This is a genomic window from uncultured Sphingomonas sp. (assembly GCF_964237155.1).
Taxonomy (GTDB): domain Bacteria; phylum Pseudomonadota; class Alphaproteobacteria; order Sphingomonadales; family Sphingomonadaceae; genus Sphingomonas.
On the sequence record NZ_CAXSHH010000029.1, the window covers coordinates 1 to 16543 of the forward strand.

Genomic DNA, 16543 nt, shown 5'->3' on the forward strand with positions numbered 1-16543 from the left:
ATCAGCTCTCATCCTGATCGCCGCTCGCTTCTCATCCAGATCGTCGCGCTACACAAGGTGGCGCTGCGTGTCATGGCCAAGCACGCCCAGCGCACGCTTTCGAACCCCCAGGTGATCACCAAGGCGCTCGCCAACAACGCGTCGCTCAAGCGCCGGCTGGATCGGCGATCGCGCGAGCGCGGTCCGGAACGAGGAGGTGTGGGCGACCGTCCTGGCGCTGTTCAAGCTCGTGGATCGGATCGGCGATGCGCTGACCAACGAGTCCGCCGGGATGGGCCGGGGCATGGCAGCCGCTCGCCTGGAGGAACTCCTGTCGGCAGCTCATCTGTCCGCGGTCACGCTGGAGGAACTGAGCCGTGCGGGCGCATCGGTCGCGGAGCAGTCCGTCCAGTTCTTCAGGCCCGATGGCGACGGCGGATCCGAGCTATCGGTCGGCCAGTATCTGGGCTGGGTGCGCGCCGTATGCGAGCCATTCACGGGAGCCGCCAACGACGCGGCCGACCTGATGTATGATGAGGCCGGCACGCTGGCGACCTAGCTGCTCAAGCTGGGCGAGTACGCTGCGGCGCTCGAGACTGCGCGGACGCCCGGATCCGCGGTCGGCAACCCGGCATGCGACGCCAGCTTGCCGAACGCGGTGATAAAGCTTTAGTAGCTTTTCCAGCCGGGCGAGATACGGCTGTCGGACGGGTTGGGCGCGGTGTCGCTCCACCAATTGGACCGCAAGCGCGTGCTCCGCTACACGCGGACGGATCGCCGTGCCGTGTACCGCAAGGTGTTCGGCTATACCAACGCGACGCCGCCGCACGGCGCGGAGCCGAACTTTGCGTTCCATACCTTCCTGTCCAATTTCTGCCAGCACGTGTCGCGCTTTTTCGAGGACAAACGCGTGTCGGAGGTGCTGCGCCCGTCGGGAACGCAGGAGACGTTCGGGTCCATGGCGGTGGTCCGGCGGTCCGGCCTCGACCTGCGCGCCAACCTGAAGCAGGTCTCCTACGGGCACGTCGCTGTATCGCGTATCGAGATGAGCGGTCTGCTGGCCGAAGCGTTCGATGTGCTGGGCTCGGCGGACGTGGTCAACCTGTTCGGCGCGGATAACGCCTGGGATGTATTGGAGGAGGTGCTAAAGTGCTACCTACGAGAGATCCCCGTCGCCTCCCAGCGCAGCCTCATGGCGACCACCGGCCGCGATATCCTGCGCTGGCTGGCGGAGGACTATCTCTTCACCTCGGTCCGCATCGACTTCGGATCATTGCTCAGACCGCCTGCGCCTGCGCCTGCGCCGGCACCCGCAACAGAAAGCCGGAAACTGCCGTCATTAACACGGAAGGCCAAGGCTTGTTTCATGGTACGTGGCTCGCCACCCCGCTCGAGGATAGCTCCGTTGCCGTACGTGAGGGAAAGGCGCTCCGGACAGAGCTTACCCGCGCCCGCCGAGTACAATCACCGGGCCGGTAAAATCGCCCGTGTTCGTCGCGAACGACGGGGCGGAATGACAGACACCCACGGCGTCCTGTTCGGCCCGGGAGTGGTGCGGTCGAGAAGACTCGAACTTCCACGGCCTTTCGGCCACAACGACCTCAACGTTGCGCGTCTACCAGTTCCGCCACGACCGCACGTGTTACCGTCGGTCGAAAAGACCGCCAGCCGGTAGATGAGCGCCACTAGCAAAGGCGGTCGGGGGGCGCAACGCCAAACCCGATAAGGACGGCGTCTAACCGTCTTGCCCCGCAAAACTGAGCTCCAGCCGCTTGGAGTCGGCGGGCACGTCGAGCTTGGCCGAATTGAAGTCGATCGCGCCGCCCGGCGCCAAGGAGCGCCGCTCGGGCGTGATCGTCCAGCTATAGACCAGCCGGCCGCCCGCGTCGCGCAGCTCGGCGCGGATGTCGGGTACGCGCTGCGACGACGCGCTCGGGTTGAGCACCTGCCCGCTGACCGCGAACAGCTCGGACCCATTGTCGAGCTCGCGTCGCTCGATCGGGTTGTCCTTGATGCGAAGCGGGCTCTCGCCGCCGCTCGCCAGCCCCAGCCGGCTCGCTAAGTCAGGCGCGCCCAGATACAGGATCGCGCCTGCACCGCCGAGCATCAGCAGCCCGGCCCCGACCGCCGCCGCCATCCAGCGTCGCGCCGGATCGCGCCGCGCAGGCGCGTCAGCCTCGTATGATGGCGGGCTGGCCTGCTCGAGATAGGGCTGGATCGGCGGCCCGGGGGGCGGCGCCGCGACCGGAGAAGGCTCAGGCTCGGTCGCGTGCTCGGCATGCTCGAGCGCAGGCGGTGGAGAAGCGGTCGCAGATGACATCGGCGTCGGTGCGGCATCGGTGACGGGCTCGGGCGCGACTGCCTGAAACCAGCTGTGGCGACACTGCGCGCAGCGTACGGTCCGCCCGGCGGTCCCGATCGCGCTGTCGGGCACCAGATAGCGAGTGCTGCAATCGGGGCATTCGAGAATCATCGCGCGGGTACCGGACGGCGCGAGAGCATCTCGCGTTGGTCGCCGAAAGTTTAAGCACGTCCGAATGCGCGCTTGCAAGGGTGGCCCAGGGGGCGAGGTCCGCCCGTCATCTTGCGACGCGGGCCGAAGCTTGTAAACGTCGCCAGAGCATGGCGACCACCGTCCAGTTCGAGAATGTCGGTCTGCGATACGGCACGGGCCCCGAAACGCTGTCGGACATCAGCTTCTCGCTGGAGCCCGGCGCGTTTCATTTCCTGACCGGCGCGTCGGGGGCGGGGAAGACATCGCTCTTGAAGCTCCTCTATCTGGCGCAGCGACCGAGCCGTGGGGTGATCCGGCTATTCGGTGAGGACGCGGTCACCATGGCGCGTGCGCGTCTGCCCGGATTTCGGCGACGGATCGGCGTGGTGTTCCAGGACTTCAGGCTCGTCCCGCACCTGTCCGCCTGGGACAATATCGCGCTTCCCTTGCGCGTCGCGGGAATGGTCGAGGCCGATTTGGCGCAGCCGGTGCGCGAAACGCTCGCTTGGGTCGAGCTGGCCGAGCGCGCGCGCCCGGCCCGCGACGTTATCGGGCGGCGAGCAGCAGCGCGTGGCGATCGCACGCGCGGTGGTCGCCCGGCCCGAGCTGCTCGTCGCCGACGAGCCGACGGGCAATGTCGACCCGGATATGGCCGACCGGTTGATGCACCTGTTCGAGTCGCTTCACAGGCTAGGTACGACCGTGGTGATCGCGACGCACGACCTGCATGTACTGGGCTGCATGCCTCATGCGCAGATGCTCCGGCTCGACCGGGGGCGCCTGCTCGATCCGACCGGGGCGCTGCGCCATCCGCCCTTCGCGCCGCAATGAGCGGGTCGACGTGAGCGATCATGGCGGAGCCGGCAGGCGCGTCCTCGACGAGGCGGAGGGCCTGCGTGCGATGACGGGGATCATGGGGGTCATGCTGTTCGTGCTGATGCTCGCTGCCGCGCTCGGGCTCGGCGCGCTCGGCGCGGCGCGGCGAGTGGCGCGCGTGCTGCGCGGCCTGCCCGGCGTCGCGCGCGTCCGGTCTGTCGACCGCGCCGAGCTAAGGCGATTGGTCGAGCCCTGGCTGGGGTTGGAGACGAGCGTAGGCGCGCTGCCGATTCCCGCCCTGATCGACGTCGACCTGACCGGCGGGGATGTGGCGACCGCCGTCGCCGCCGCCGTCGTGCGTGCCGCACCGGGCGCGCGGGTCGACGCCCATGAGGCATGGATGACGCCCGTCAGCCGCTTTATGACGCTCCTGACCGGGGTCGCCGCCGTGCTGGTTCGAGTACTAGGGGCGGCGGCGCTGGCGGTGCTTGGGCACCTGGCGCGCACGCTGTGATCGTGCGGCTGCTGTCGATGCTGGTGATCCTGTGGGGCCTTGGGTTCGCGGCATTCAGCGTGTCGCTGCCAGGGCCGCTGGAGGGCGCGACCAGCGACGCGATCGTCGTGCCGACGGGCGGGCCGGGGCGGATCGACCGCGGGCTCGAGCTGATGGCCGCGCGCCAGGCCAAGCGCATGTTGGTGACGGGCGTGGGGCCCGGCGTCCGACCGCGCGATCTGGCGGCGGCCCACAAGACGCCCGCGCGGCTGTTCGATTGCTGCGTCGATCTCGGCCGCGAGGCGGTCGATACGCGGTCCAACGCCGAGGAGACGGCGCGCTGGCTGCGTGGTCACCGCTACCGCACGGTGCGGCTCGTCACCGCCGACTGGCATCTGCCGCGCGCGCGGATGGAGCTGGCGGCGGCGCTGAACGGGGACGAGGGGGGCGGGGAAGCCGTGATCCTGAGCGACGGCGTTCCGGGCGAGCCGCGCGTCGGGACGCTGGTCAACGAATACAACAAGCTGCTGCTGCGCCGGGTCGCGTTGTGGTTGGGGGTCGGCGGATGAATGCGGTCAGGACCTGGGCCTACCGGCTGATCTTCTATGCGGGATCGGTGCCGATCGTGGGGACCGCGCCGATCTCCGCCCTATTCGGACGGCGCGCGGCGATCAATCACGCGCTCGCCTGGTTCACCTGGCATCGCTGGTGCACGCGCTGGATCGTCGGGATCCGGGTGCGCGTGGAGGGCGCGTGGCCGTCATACCCGGTGCTCTACGCGGGCAAGCACCAGGCGATGTTCGAGACGATCGAGGTCGCGCGGATGCTCGGCGGGCCGGCGATCGTGCTCAAGCAGGAGCTGACGCGCATTCCCTTATGGGGGTACGCCACGCGCAAATACGGACATATCTCGGTCGACCGCGAGGCGTCGGCCAAGATGCTCCGCCGGATGATGGCCGAAAGCGCCGAGCTGAAGGGAGAGGGAAGGTCGATCCTGATCTTTCCAGAAGGCACGCGCGTGCCACCGGGCGAGCAGCCGCCGCTCCGAGCCGGGTTCGCGGGGTTGTACAAAGTGCTAAAGCTGCCCGTCATCCCCGTCGCGGTCGATAGCGGGTTGGTCTGGCCGCGGCATGGCTCCAAGCGCCCGGGGGTGATCACGATCCGCTTCGGCGACGAGGTGCCCCCCGGCCTGCCGCGCGAGGAGGCGGAGCGCCGGGTCCACGCTGCGATGAACGCGCTGGAGACCTCACGCTCACGGGTGTGACCGCCCGAAATCCTCCCGGGCGTCGTCCTGGCCCTGCTCGACGACCGCGCGGCGGATGGCGCGGGTGCGGGTGAAGAGTTCCTCCAGCGCGTCGCCGTCGCCCCAGCGGATCGCGCGGCTGAGCGCGGACAGGTCCTCCGAGAAGCGGCCGAGCATGTCGAGCACCGCTTCGCGGTTCGACAGGAACACGTCGCGCCACATGACCGGGTCGGACGCGGCGATGCGGGTGAAATCGCGAAAACCGCCTGCGGAATATTTGATCACCTCCGACCGGGTCACCTCCTCCAGGTCGCTCGCGGTGCCGACGATGGTGTAGGCGATGAGGTGGGGCAGGTGGCTCGTCACCGCCAGCACGCGGTCGTGATGGTCGGGGTCCATCAACTCGACCTCCGCGCCCATCCTCCCCCAGAAGGCCGCGACGCGTTCGACCGCCTCCGGCGGCGAGCCCTCGGTCGGCGTCAGGATGCACCAGCGGCCCTGGAACAAGGTCGCGAAGCCCGCCTCCGGCCCGCTGCGCTCGGTACCCGCGACCGGGTGGGCGGGGACGATCGCGACGCCGGGAAGCACTTCCGCGAGGGCGCGCGCGACCGACGCCTTGCACGAGCCGACATCGGTGACGACCACGCCCTCGGCCAGGTCGGCCGCGAGTTCGGCCGCGACCGCGCCGATCGCGCCGACGGGGACGCACAGGATGACGAGGTCGGCGTCGGTCACCGCCGCGCCCGCCTGGTCGGCGACGTCGTCGCACAGCTCCAGCGCGACGGCGGCGGCGCGGACATCCGGGTCGGCGTCATGGCCGGTCAGCCGCACGGTCGGCATCGTCTGCCTGACCGCGCGCGCGACGGAGGAGCCGATCAGCCCCAGCCCGACGATCGCCACGCGCGCGAACGGCAGCAAGTTCAGGCGGCCCGCTCGACCAGGCGGCGGAGCGCGGCCGCGATGCCGTGCATCTCGTCGGCGGTGCCGATGGTGATGCGGAGCGCCTGGGGAAGCTTCTGGCCGGGGAGCCAGCGGACGATGTAGCCCTCGTCCATCAGGCCCTTGTAGGCCGCCTCGGCGGTGAGGCGGCCCTCGAACACGACCAGCACGAAATTGGCCTGGCTGGGAACGGCGCGCAGGCCGGCGTTGCCCAGGCTCGCCACCTCGTCCGAGAACCAGCGGCGGAGGTCGGCGTTCTCGGTCCGGCAGCGCGCGACCCAGTCCGGATCGGCGAGCGCGGCGACGGCGGCGTGCTGCCCGGCGATCGTCACCGAGAAGGGCAGCCGGATGCGGTGCATCGCGTCGATGACGGCCAAGGCGGCGTAGCCCCAGCCGATCCGCTCGGCGGCGAGGCCGTACATCTTGGAGAAGGTGCGCGTGACGAGGACATTGGCCGCAGTGGTGGCGAGTTCCATGCCGCCATCGTCCTGATCGCCGTCGATATATTCGGCGTAGGCATGGTCGAGCACGAGCAGCACGTCCGCCGGCAGCGCGGCGTGGAGCCGCGCGATGTCGGCGCGCGGGGCGAAGGTGCCCGTCGGGTTGTTGGGATTGGCGATGAACACGACGCGGGTGCGTGTCGTGACGCAGGCGAGCACCGCGTCGATGTCGGTGGCGTAGTCGCGGTCGGGGGCGATCACCGGCGTCGCGCCCGTTCGCCTGGCGGCGATCTCGTAGACCGCGAAACCGTAGCGGACGAAGATCACCTCGTCGCCCGGCCCCGCGAACGCGCCCGCGGCGAGGTGCAGCACCTCGTCCGAGCCGTTTCCGTGGATGATGCGCGCCGGGTCGAGGCCGTGCGCTGCGGCCAGCGCCTCGCGCACCATCGTCCCGCCCGCGTCGGGATAGCGTTCCAGGCTGTTCGCCGCTTCCGCGAACGCGGCGCGGGCGGCCGGGGGGGTGCCGAGCGGGTTCTCGTTCGACGAGAGCTTGACGACGCGGCGGCCGTCGTCGGTCGTGGAGCGCCCGGGGACGTAGGGCGCGATGTCCATGATCCAGGGCTTGGGGACGGGGGCGTTCATGGGCGCGTGCCTAGCAGGTTTCCGCCCGGCGGGAACGGGCCCTCGAAGGTAACGAAGGTAACGCTAATTCGGGGTTTCGGAGGACGAGCATGGTGACGCGGGATCGTGTGGAGCGCGGGCGCGACCGGTCCGCGAGCGTCGTGCCCGGACCATGCGGCCCCACCCGCTTGTAGGACAGCACTTTCTTCCCCTACGTCGCGCCTAATGTCCTTAGACCCCATGTCCCAGGATCGGCGTTTCGGCCTCGATCGCCGCGTGACGCTCCCCGGGCCGCTCGCGCTCGATGGGGGCGGGAACCTGTCGCCGGTCGAGATCGCCTATGAGACATATGGGACGCTGGACGCCGATCGATCGAACGCGGTGCTGATCTGCCACGCGCTGACGGGCGACCAGCATGTGGCGAGCGTCCATCCCCGGACCGGTAAGCCCGGCTGGTGGGCGCGGATGGTGGGGGAAGGGCGGCCGATCGATCCGCTACGGCATTTCGTGGTGTGCGCTAACGTGCTGGGCAGCTGCATGGGATCGTCGGGCCCCGCGAGCCCGGGTCCGGACGGATCGCCCCAAGCGATGCGTTTCCCGGTGATCACGGTGCGCGACATGGTGCGCGCGCAAGGCATGCTGCTCGACCATCTGGGCATCGAACGGCTGCGCGCGGTCGTGGGCGGGTCGATGGGGGGGATGCAGGCGCTGAGCTGGGCGGCGACCTGTCCCGACCGCGTGCGCGCGGCTGTGGTGATCGCCTCGACCGCGCGCCACACCGCGCAGAACATCGCCTTCCACGAGGTCGGGCGGCAGGCGGTGATGGCCGACCCGAACTGGCGCGGCGGCGACTATTACGGCGGGGACGGGCCGACCGCCGGGCTAGCGGTCGCGCGGATGGCGGCGCACATCACCTATCTGTCGGAGGCGGGGCTGACCGGGAAGTTCGGGCGCAAGCTCCAGGCGCGGGACACCAAGGGGTTCGGGTTCGACGCCGATTTCCAGGTCGAGAGCTATCTGAGGCATCAGGGGATCAGCTTCGTCGACCGGTTCGACGCCAATTCGTACCTCTATATCACCCGCGCGATGGATTATTTCGATCTGGCGGAGGAGCATGGCGGGCTGCTCGCGAACGCGTTCCGGGGAAGCCGGACGCGCTTTTGCCTCGTCAGCTTCGATACCGACTGGCTGTATCCCACATCGGAGTCTCGGCGGGTCGTCCACGCGCTCAACGCGGGCGGCGCGGCGGCGAGCTTCGTCGAGCTGTCCAGCCCATTCGGCCACGACGCGTTCCTGCTGGAGAACCCGGAGCTGGCCCGCGTGGTGGACGGCTTCCTGAGGGCCGACGCGTGACGTTGCGGCCGGACCTCCGGATCATCGCCGGCCATGTGGCACCGGGATCGCGCGTGCTGGATGTCGGGTGCGGCGACGGGGCGCTGATGGCGGCGTTGCGCGACGGCAAGGGGGTCGACGCGCGCGGGCTGGAGATCGACGGGGCCAACGTCGCCGCCGCGCTCGCGCGCGGGCTGTCGGTGGTGCAGGGCGACGCCGATCGCGACCTGGCCGAATATCCCGATGCGAGCTTCGATTACGCCGTGCTCAGCCAGACGCTGCAGACGACGCGCGCCCCCGACCGGGTACTCGGTCACCTGCTCCGCATCGGCGGACTCGCGTTCGTGTCCTTCCCCAATTTCGCGCATTGGCGGGTACGGCTGTCGTTGATGCGCGGCGGACGGATGCCGGTGACGCGGTCGCTGCCCGAACGCTGGTACGACACGCCCAACATCCACCATCTGACCGTGGACGACTTCCGGGCGTTCCTTGGCGAGCGCGGGATCGTCGTGGAGCGCGCCTGGTTCCTCGCCGGAACGGGGCGGACCGGGCCCGCGCTGGCCAACCTGCTGGCGGAACACGCGGTGTTCCTACTGAAGGTTTAACCTGAAGCATGGAACCATGATAAAAAAGCGACGTTCCTAAGGTGGATATTTGATTTGGATGTAAAATGGGCAAGACCGCGCTGATCGTCGAGGACGAGATCTTTGTCGCGCTGGATTTGGAGCGCATCCTCACCGACGCGGGATATTCGGTCTTCGCGATCGCGCCCGACAGCGAGGCGGCGCTGGCCGCCGCACCCGTCTGCGATTTCGCGCTGGTCGACGTCAACCTGCGCGACGGGTGCACCGGTCCGGATATCGCGCGACGGATCGCGTGCGATCACGGGGTCAAGGTCGTGTTCGTCACGGCCAACCCCGCCCAGATCGGCGAAGCGGCGCATGCGCTGGGCTATGTGCGCAAGCCATTCAGCGAGGCCGCGATCCTGGCCGCGGCCAAATTGGCGGAAACCGACCGGCACGCACCCGCCAATGACGACCTACCGCAGATCGGCCGCGGCACCCTGACCGGTCGAGCGTAACGCGGACGGTCGTCGAACGCCGGCGTCGTCGGTTTCATCGGCGTCCAAACGCCGGTGCCATCCATTTTATCGGCGTCCAAACGCCGATAGGGGAATCCCGAGCGTCACCACCAGGCCATCCGGTCGCCAATCGCGCCGGATGTCACCGCCGAGCTGGCGCACCACGCTCAACTCCACCAACTGCGTGCCGAAGCCGGTCTCGCCCTGCGGCTTCGTTACGGGTGGTCCGCCGCGTTCGGTCCAGCTGATCGTCGCTCGGCCGTCATCGCGCGCGACCGTGACGGTGACCTCGCCGCCGTCGGCGGACAGCGCGCCGTATTTAGTCGCGTTGGTGGCGAGCTCGTGGAACAACAGCGCGACCGGGGTGGCGGAGCGGTCGTCGATGGGCAGGTCGTCGCCCTTGACGCGGACGCGGCCATAAGGCGCGAACAATTCGGCGAGCAGCCCGTGAAGCGAGTCGGGCGCGGCGTCGCGCCGCGACTGCACGCTGTGCGGCCGAACGAAATCATGCGCGCGGCCGAGCGCGGTGATCCGTTCGCGCAAGTCGGCGGCCGCGTCCGCCATGACGGGGCGCTTCTTGGCGGCGAGCGTGATCAGGCCGGAGATGACGGCGAAGATGTTCTTGATGCGATGGCTGAGTTCCTGGGCGACCACCTCGCGCTCGTCGGAGGCCAGCCTTTGTTCGTGCATGTCGGTGCATGTGCCGACCCAGCGGGTGATCGCGCCGTCCGGATCCCGGACGGCGAGCGCGCGGCCGAGCACCCAGCGATAGACGCCGTCATGGCGGCGCAGGCGATATTCGACCTCGTACGGCTCGCCCGTCCCGAGACAACGACTCCAAGCGACGGAGGCGCGCGCCTGGTCATCCGGGTGGAACAACCCGTCCCATTCATGGCCGTCGGTGGATCCGGAGGCGACGCCCGTGAACTCGTACCAGCGCGCGTTGTAATAATCGTGATGGCCGTCGGGCCGCGTCGACCACACCATCTGCGGCATCGCGTCGGCGAGCACGCGCATCCGGGCCGCGCTCTCCGCCAACCGCGCGCGTTCGGCGGCGCGGGCCTCCTCGCGCTCGCGCTCGGCGCGGCGGTCGTCCAGGCGGCCCATCGCGGCCTTGGCGAGGATGGCGAGGCCATGACGCTGCATCTCGGTCAGCCCCTCGCGCGGGACCGTATCGTACACGCACACGCTGCCCAGCGTCTCGCCGTCGGGCGTCACGAGCGGCGCGCCGGCATAGAAACGCAGTTTGAAGTCGCCGGTGACATAAAGGTTGTCGGCGAAACGCGGGTCGGCCGCGGCGTCGGGGACGACCGAGACGCCGGGCTCGTCCATGAAATGCGTGCAGAAGCTCAGATTCCGCGGGGAGCCGGGCAGGTCCACGCCGTGCGCGGACAGGAAATGCTGGTACTCGTCGTCCATCACCGTCACGGTGGCGAGTGGCGCGTCCAGCAACTCGGCCGCGAAATCGGCGAGGTCGGCCATGTCGCGTCGCGTGACCGCTCCCGCCACATCGTAGGGCGCGACGATGGGCGCGCGCGCGCCGGGCCCGCCGGTGTCAGACTTGTCGGGAGAAGCCAATCGGAACGCTCAGAACGGCACGTCGTCGTCGAGATCGTCCGCGAACCCGCCGCTCTGGCCGAAGCCGCCGCCCTTCGCGCCGGCGCCCGCGCCCGCCCGACTGCCGCCGCCGTAGCTGCCGGCGCCTCCGCGCTCGATCGCGCCATATTCGTCGCCGCCGCCGCCGAAGTCGCGCCCGCCCCCGCCGCCTTCACCGCCGGCCCGGTCGAGCATGGTCATCACGCCGCCGAAGCGGGGGATCACCACCTCGGTCGTGTAGCGGTCGGCCCCGTTCTGGTCCTGCCATTTCCGGGTCTGGATCTGGCCCTCGAGATAGACCTTGGCGCCCTTACGCAGGTACTTCTCGGCGGTTTCGGCGATGCGCTCGTCGTTGATCACGATGTTGTGCCACTCGGTCTTTTCCTTCTTCTCGCCCGACTGACGATCCTTCCAGGATTCGGAGGTGGCGAGCGTCAGCTTGACGATCTTGCCGCCGTTCTGGAACGACTTGGATTCGGGGTCCTTGCCCAGGTTGCCGACCAGGATGACCTTGTTGACGCTGCCCGCCATATGCTCTCCGTTACAGGCCGAACGCCACCGCCGACCAATAGGTTATACCCGCCATCACGTAGGCGGTCGCGAACAAATAGCCAACCATGAAGAGCGGCCAGCGCCAGCCGTTCGTCTCGCGCCTGGCGACGGCGATCGTCGAGATGCATTGCGGCGCGAACACGAACCACATCAGGAAGGCGAGCGCGGTCGGGAGGCTCCAGCGGGTGCGAAGGTTGTCGCGGATGGTGCGCGAGCCCCGCTCCCCCTCCGGATCGTCGACGGCGTAGACGGTGCCGATCGCCGCCACCGCCACCTCGCGCGCGGCCATGGCGGGGATGAGGGCCAGCGCGATGTCGCGGTTGAAGCCGATCGGGGCGACGATCACCTCGACGCCGTTCGCGATACGTCCGGCGACCGAATAGTCGACCGGCGACACGCGGCTGCCCTCGGGCGGTTTGGGGAAGGAGAGGAGCGCCCAGAGGACGATCGTCGTCACCGCGATGATCGTGCCCGCGCGCTTCAGGAACACCGCCGCGCGCGACCATAGCCCGATCAACAGGTCGCGGGGGCGTGGCCACTGGTATTTGGGCATTTCGAGCATGAAGCCCGACGACGCGCCCTTGGTGACGGTGCGCCGCAGCACCAAAGCGGCGACGAACGCGCCGACGATGCCGAACAGATACAGGCCGAGCAGCACGACTCCCTGCAGCCCGACGAACGGCGCGAGCTGGCGGTCGGGGATGAACGCGCCGATGATGACGGTATAGACGGGCAGGCGCGCGGAGCAGGTCATGAGCGGCGCGACGAGGATGGTGGTAAGCCGGTCCTGCTCGTCCTCGATCGTGCGCGTCGCCATGATGCCGGGCACCGCGCAGGCGAAGGAGGACAGAAGCGGGATGAAGGCGCGGCCCGACAGCCCCGCGCGCGCCATGACGCGGTCCATCAGGAACGCCGCGCGGACCATGTAGCCCGACGCCTCCAACACCAGGATGAAGGCGAACAGGATCAGGATCTGCGGCAGGAACACGACCACCGCCCCGACGCCCGCCAGCACGCCGTCGGTGAGCAGGCCACGAAGGAGGTGGTCGGGCATTGTCGCCTCGACCTGGGCGATCAGCGCGGCGAGCCCTGACTCGATCCAGCCGACCGGGGCCTCCGACCAGCTGAACACCGCCTGGAACATGACGAACAGCAAAGCGACGAGCAGCACCGGGCCGAACACGGGATGAAGCGCGACGCCGTCGATCAGATGCGCCCAACGCCGGGCGGGCGTCTCGCTCACCACCGCCGCCGCCGCGAGCGCGCGGGCGCGTTTCTGGAGAACGCCGAGCGCTTCGGCTTCGGCGGCGGGGCGGGGCTTGGTCGTGGCCGCGACCGCGACCGCCTCGAGCAGGTCGGGGAGGCCGCGCCGACGGACCGCGACCGTCGGCAGCACGGGGACGCCGAGCTCGCGCGCGAGCGCTTCCGGATCGAGGACGAGGCCGTCGCGCTCGGCCAGATCGATCATGTTGAGCGCGACCACGACGGGCAGGCCGAGCGCGACGATCTGGAGCGCGAAGCGGAGGTGGTTGTCGAGGTTGGCGGCATCGAGCACCACGACCAGCGCGTCGGGCCGCCGTTCGCCCGCGAGGCGGCCCATCACCATGTCGCGCGTCACCGCCTCGTCGGGCGAGACGGGATCGAGGCTGTAGGCGCCGGGCAGGTCGACCAGCTCGGCGGGGCGGCCATCGGGAAGGACCAGTCGCCCCGATTTCCGCTCCACGGTGACGCCGGGATAGTTCCCCACTTTTTGCCGCGCGCCGGTAAGCGCGTTGAACAGGGCGGTCTTGCCGGCATTGGGATTGCCGACGAGCGCGATGAGCGGGGCGGGCGTCATGCCCTTGGGCGTGAGGGGAAGGTCAGGCCGCCACGGGCGCGACGTCGGCGGTCGAGACATGGATCGCGCCGGCGACCGCGCGGCGGATGGCGACGGTCATGCGCCCGATCCGGCAGGCGATCGGACCGCCACGCAGGCCCGCCCGGTGCAGCACCTCGACGCCCACGCCCTCGTCGAAGCCAAGCTCCCGCAGGCGACGCGCTTCGGACGAGCCGAGCCGGTCCCACTCGATGACCGAAACGGTCGCGCGTTGGAACCGCGGAAGCGACTCGAGGCTGACGGCGGGAACGATGCGTCCGGACATTTCCATGTGCGAGTGATTATCACTAACTAGAACGACGGGAAAGCCCTTTTGCGAACAATTCGCAACCGGGACCGTTCACGGTTCCGGGTAGCGCAGCCGCCCGACGAAGCGCGACAGGCTCGGGCGGTAGAGCGAACGCTTGGCCATTCCCGCCTTGAACTTCTCGAAACGGCCGATGCCGTCGATGCGGCGGTCGAGGAAGGCGCGGGTGTCGGCGAAACCGTCGCTGTCGTCGTTCAGGAACACGCTGACCGTCGCGCCGTAGACGCCCAGTAGGATCGCGCGTTTGGTATAGTGGTTGAGGTCGGTCGCGGTGTCGCCCGCACGCCGCCAGATCAGATCGACCGTACGCCACCCTAGCCGAGCGGCGCGCGTCAGGTTGCCGGGCGTGGCGAGCACCGCCAGCGCGCGGCGGAGCGCCTCGCGATCGGGGGCGACCGCGTCCAGCCGCGCCTCGACCAGGAGGGCGATGCGGTCGCGGACCCTGGCGGTGGCGAGCGTGTCGGCGGGGATCGCCTCCGCCATCCGGGCATCGACCGTTCGAAACCAGGCGTCGATCATGTCGACCGCGCCCTCCGGATAGGCGAGGCGGGCGACATCGCGATCGATCCCGGCCTCATCGGCGGCCAGGTCGCGGGCGGCGTCGCCCCACCCGTCGAAGCCCGCATTGGCGGCGATGCGCGGGGCGAGCGCCGGCCGCAGCTCGTCGAGGGTGGCGTCGGACGGATCGGTCATGCCTGCTCCTTCATGCGGGCGATATCGGTTTCGCCCGCCCCGCCCGCAACCGCCGGCCCGCGCCGGACGAGCACCAGCGCGGCCGCGACGAGCGCGATGCCGATCAGGTCGGGCGCGCCGAGCTTCTCGCCATAGACGATCCACCCGACCGTGCCCGCCACGACGGGTTGCGTGAGCAGCGCGACTCCGATCACGAGCGGGCTGAGCTTGCCGAGCGCGTAGATCATCAGCCCCTGGCCCAGCAGCTGGCTGGCGAGCGCCAGGCCGATCAGCGGGGTCCAGTCGGTCGGCCATATCCGCTCGCCCAAGCCCCAGGCGAACAGCAGCAGCGGCAGCACGCTGGCGAGCGTCGAGAGCGCGAGCGCGGGGAGGGGTGCCATGGTGTCGCGCGCCCGCGCCATGCAGATGAAATACACCGTGTAGAGCACCCCCGCGAGCAGGCAGAGCAGGTCGCCCGTCAGGTTGCGCGGATCGAGCTGGTAGCTCCGCCCCATCAGCAGCGCCGCCCCGATCGTCGCCAGCAGGAGCGCGAAGCCTTGGCTCCGCGTCGGCCAGGCGCGCGCGACGAGGAAACCGTAGATCGGGAAGATCAGCGTCGCCGAATTGCCGAACAAGGTCGCGTTGGCGAGCGTGGTGCGCAGGATGCCGAGATGCCAGCTCGCCAGGTCGGCGGCGAAGCACACGCCCCCGGCGATCAGCATCCACCACAGCCTGGGCGACAGCCGTATCGGCCGCCCGCCGGTTCCCCAGGCGAGCGCGACCAGCAAGGGCGCGGCGAGCGCGATCCGCCAGAAACCCGACGCGACCGGCCCCGTATCGGCCAGCCGCACGAACCACGGCCCGAACGCCAGCGCGACGTTGGCGACGATCAAGGCGGCGAACGCCCGCGTGCTTGTGGCGGACGAAGCAGAAGTTGGGGCATCGGCCGGGTGCATGCCGCGCCATAGCCGCCTATCTCGCGGCGACACAGTCCGAAGGAAGCTTTGATGCCGAGCCTTTTCGATCCCATCCAGCTGGGCGCGATCCACGCGCCCAACCGCATCCTGATGGCCCCGCTCACCCGCGGCCGCGCGACGAGGGAGGCGGTGCCGACCGCGATGATGGCCGATTATTACGCGCAGCGCGCGGGCGCCGGGCTGATCATCTCGGAGGCGACGGGCATCAGCCGCGAGGGGTTGGGCTGGCCCTATGCGCCCGGCCTGTGGACCGACGAGCAGGTGGCGGGCTGGGTGCCGGTGATCGACGCGGTGCATGCGGCGGGCGGGCGCATCGTCGCGCAGCTCTGGCACATGGGCCGTCAGGTGCATTCGAGCGTCACGGGCGGCCGGCCGGTCTCGTCCTCGGCAACCGCGAGTCCCGGGACCATCCACACCTATGACGGCAAGCAGCCGCACGAGACGGCGCGCGCGCTCGGGATCGACGAGATTCCGCGCATTCTCGACGACTATGCGCTGGCGACGCGCAACGCGCTCGCCGCCGGGTTCGACGGGGTGCAGGTGCATGCCGCCAACGGGTACCTGATCGACCAGTTCCTGCGCGACGGCGCGAACCATCGCACCGACGCCTATGGCGGCTCCCCGGACAACCGCATCCGCCTGCTCCGCGAAGTTACCGAGCGCGTGGCGTCGGTCGCGGGCGCGGACCGCACGTCCGTACGGCTGTCCCCCAACGGTGACACGCAAGGGGTGGACGACAGCGACCCGGCGTCGGTCTTCGTGCCGGCGGCGCGCGCGTTGCACGACCTCGGCGTCGCGTTCCTGGAACTGCGCGAGCAAGGTCCGGCTGGCACCTTCGGCCGCAGCGACGTGGCGAAATTGTCGCCGCTGATCCGCGACGCGTTCGGCGGGCCGTTGGTCCTGAACCAGGATTACGACCCGGCGCAGGGCCAGGCCGACCTCGACCGCGGCGTCGCCGACGCGATCGCGTTCGGGCGCCCGTATATCGCCAATCCCGACCTGGTGGAGCGTTACACCCGAGGCGCTGCGCTCAACCCGCTCGACAAGGACACGCTCTATAGCCGTGGGCCGGAGGGGTATGTCGATTATCCGACGCTGGCGCGGGCGGCGGCTTGACGTTGCACC

General features: G+C 69.6%; 17 protein-coding genes, 1 tRNA gene and 1 pseudogene. 9 read left to right on the plus strand and 10 right to left on the minus strand.

Annotated features, from left to right (window positions below):
* Positions 1-196: 196 nt before the first annotated feature.
* A complete protein-coding gene (locus ACFE71_RS08345) occupies positions 197-538 on the plus strand; it encodes a hypothetical protein (protein ID WP_375428342.1) in 342 nt (113 codons plus the stop codon).
* Between the two features lie 991 nt (positions 539-1529).
* Here the strand turns inward: ACFE71_RS08345 and ACFE71_RS08350 are convergent.
* Both ACFE71_RS08350 and ACFE71_RS08355 read right to left on the minus strand, forming a co-directional pair.
* A tRNA-Leu gene (locus ACFE71_RS08350) sits at positions 1530-1616 on the minus strand.
* Positions 1617-1714: 98 nt separating this feature from the next.
* Positions 1715-2452, minus strand: coding sequence for a zinc-ribbon domain-containing protein (locus ACFE71_RS08355; RefSeq protein WP_375428343.1), 738 nt, complete (start codon positions 2450-2452; stop codon positions 1715-1717).
* A gap of 149 nt (positions 2453-2601) precedes the next feature.
* Here ACFE71_RS08355 and ftsE point away from each other — a divergent pair.
* The 4 genes and pseudogenes from ftsE to ACFE71_RS08375 all read left to right on the plus strand — a co-directional run bounded on the left by ftsE (position 2602) and on the right by ACFE71_RS08375 (position 5046).
* A pseudogene (gene ftsE / locus ACFE71_RS08360) lies at positions 2602-3304 on the plus strand (cell division ATP-binding protein FtsE).
* A 10-nt stretch (positions 3305-3314) separates the two neighbouring features.
* Positions 3315-3803, plus strand: coding sequence for a hypothetical protein (locus ACFE71_RS08365; RefSeq protein WP_375428344.1), 489 nt, complete (start codon positions 3315-3317; stop codon positions 3801-3803).
* Entirely contained in the window at positions 3800-4351 is a 552-nt protein-coding gene (locus tag ACFE71_RS08370) for a YdcF family protein (protein WP_375428345.1), read from the plus strand. Before ACFE71_RS08365 ends, ACFE71_RS08370 begins: the two co-directional genes overlap by 4 nt.
* The gene (locus ACFE71_RS08375; protein ID WP_375428346.1) at positions 4348-5046 is read left to right on the plus strand and encodes a lysophospholipid acyltransferase family protein; all 699 of its coding nucleotides are present in this window, start codon (positions 4348-4350) and stop codon (positions 5044-5046) included. Before ACFE71_RS08370 ends, ACFE71_RS08375 begins: the two co-directional genes overlap by 4 nt.
* Here ACFE71_RS08375 and ACFE71_RS08380 read toward each other — a convergent pair.
* The gene (locus ACFE71_RS08380) at positions 5035-5943 is read right to left on the minus strand and encodes a prephenate/arogenate dehydrogenase family protein (protein WP_375428347.1); all 909 of its coding nucleotides are present in this window, start codon (positions 5941-5943) and stop codon (positions 5035-5037) included. The two genes, ACFE71_RS08375 and ACFE71_RS08380, sit on opposite strands and share 12 nt — an antisense overlap.
* Positions 5944-5945: 2 nt before the next feature.
* Positions 5946-7046, minus strand: a complete 1101-nt coding sequence (gene hisC, locus ACFE71_RS08385) for a histidinol-phosphate transaminase (RefSeq protein WP_375428348.1) — start codon at positions 7044-7046, stop codon at positions 5946-5948.
* Positions 7047-7265: 219 nt separating this feature from the next.
* Here hisC and ACFE71_RS08390 point away from each other — a divergent pair, with 219 nt between their 5' ends.
* The 3 genes from ACFE71_RS08390 (at position 7266) to ACFE71_RS08400 (ending at position 9438) form a co-directional block, all read left to right on the plus strand.
* Positions 7266-8378 carry a homoserine O-acetyltransferase gene (locus ACFE71_RS08390; RefSeq protein WP_375428372.1) on the plus strand — a complete coding sequence of 371 codons (1113 nt, stop codon included), beginning with the start codon at positions 7266-7268 and terminating at the stop codon, positions 8376-8378.
* Entirely contained in the window at positions 8375-8962 is a 588-nt protein-coding gene (metW, locus tag ACFE71_RS08395) for a methionine biosynthesis protein MetW (protein WP_375428349.1), read from the plus strand. Before ACFE71_RS08390 ends, metW begins: the two co-directional genes overlap by 4 nt.
* A gap of 65 nt (positions 8963-9027) precedes the next feature.
* Positions 9028-9438: a response regulator gene (locus ACFE71_RS08400; RefSeq protein ID WP_375428350.1), complete on the plus strand. Its 411-nt coding sequence runs from the start codon at positions 9028-9030 to the stop codon at positions 9436-9438.
* A 66-nt stretch (positions 9439-9504) separates the two neighbouring features.
* Here ACFE71_RS08400 and ACFE71_RS08405 read toward each other — a convergent pair whose 3' ends face one another.
* The 6 genes from ACFE71_RS08405 to ACFE71_RS08430 form a co-directional block, all read right to left on the minus strand.
* Entirely contained in the window at positions 9505-11016 is a 1512-nt protein-coding gene (locus ACFE71_RS08405; RefSeq protein WP_375428351.1) for a sensor histidine kinase, read from the minus strand.
* A gap of 9 nt (positions 11017-11025) precedes the next feature.
* Complete coding sequence (gene ssb / locus ACFE71_RS08410; protein ID WP_375428352.1) at positions 11026-11565, minus strand: single-stranded DNA-binding protein; 540 nt, start codon at positions 11563-11565, stop codon at positions 11026-11028.
* A gap of 10 nt (positions 11566-11575) precedes the next feature.
* Positions 11576-13423, minus strand: a complete 1848-nt coding sequence (locus tag ACFE71_RS08415; RefSeq protein ID WP_375428353.1) for a ferrous iron transporter B — start codon at positions 13421-13423, stop codon at positions 11576-11578.
* Positions 13424-13445: 22 nt separating this feature from the next.
* Positions 13446-13733, minus strand: a complete 288-nt coding sequence (locus tag ACFE71_RS08420) for a ferrous iron transport protein A (RefSeq protein ID WP_375428354.1) — start codon at positions 13731-13733, stop codon at positions 13446-13448.
* Between the two features lie 69 nt (positions 13734-13802).
* Positions 13803-14462 carry a COQ9 family protein gene (locus ACFE71_RS08425; RefSeq protein WP_375428355.1) on the minus strand — a complete coding sequence of 220 codons (660 nt, stop codon included), beginning with the start codon at positions 14460-14462 and terminating at the stop codon, positions 13803-13805.
* Positions 14459-15397 carry a DMT family transporter gene (locus ACFE71_RS08430; RefSeq protein ID WP_375428356.1) on the minus strand — a complete coding sequence of 313 codons (939 nt, stop codon included), beginning with the start codon at positions 15395-15397 and terminating at the stop codon, positions 14459-14461. The genes ACFE71_RS08425 and ACFE71_RS08430 overlap by 4 nt, the downstream gene beginning before the upstream one ends.
* A 51-nt stretch (positions 15398-15448) precedes the next feature.
* Here ACFE71_RS08430 and ACFE71_RS08435 point away from each other — a divergent pair, with 51 nt between their 5' ends.
* Positions 15449-16534: an alkene reductase gene (locus ACFE71_RS08435; RefSeq protein WP_375428357.1), complete on the plus strand. Its 1086-nt coding sequence runs from the start codon at positions 15449-15451 to the stop codon at positions 16532-16534.
* The last annotated feature ends 9 nt before the right edge of the window (positions 16535-16543 follow it).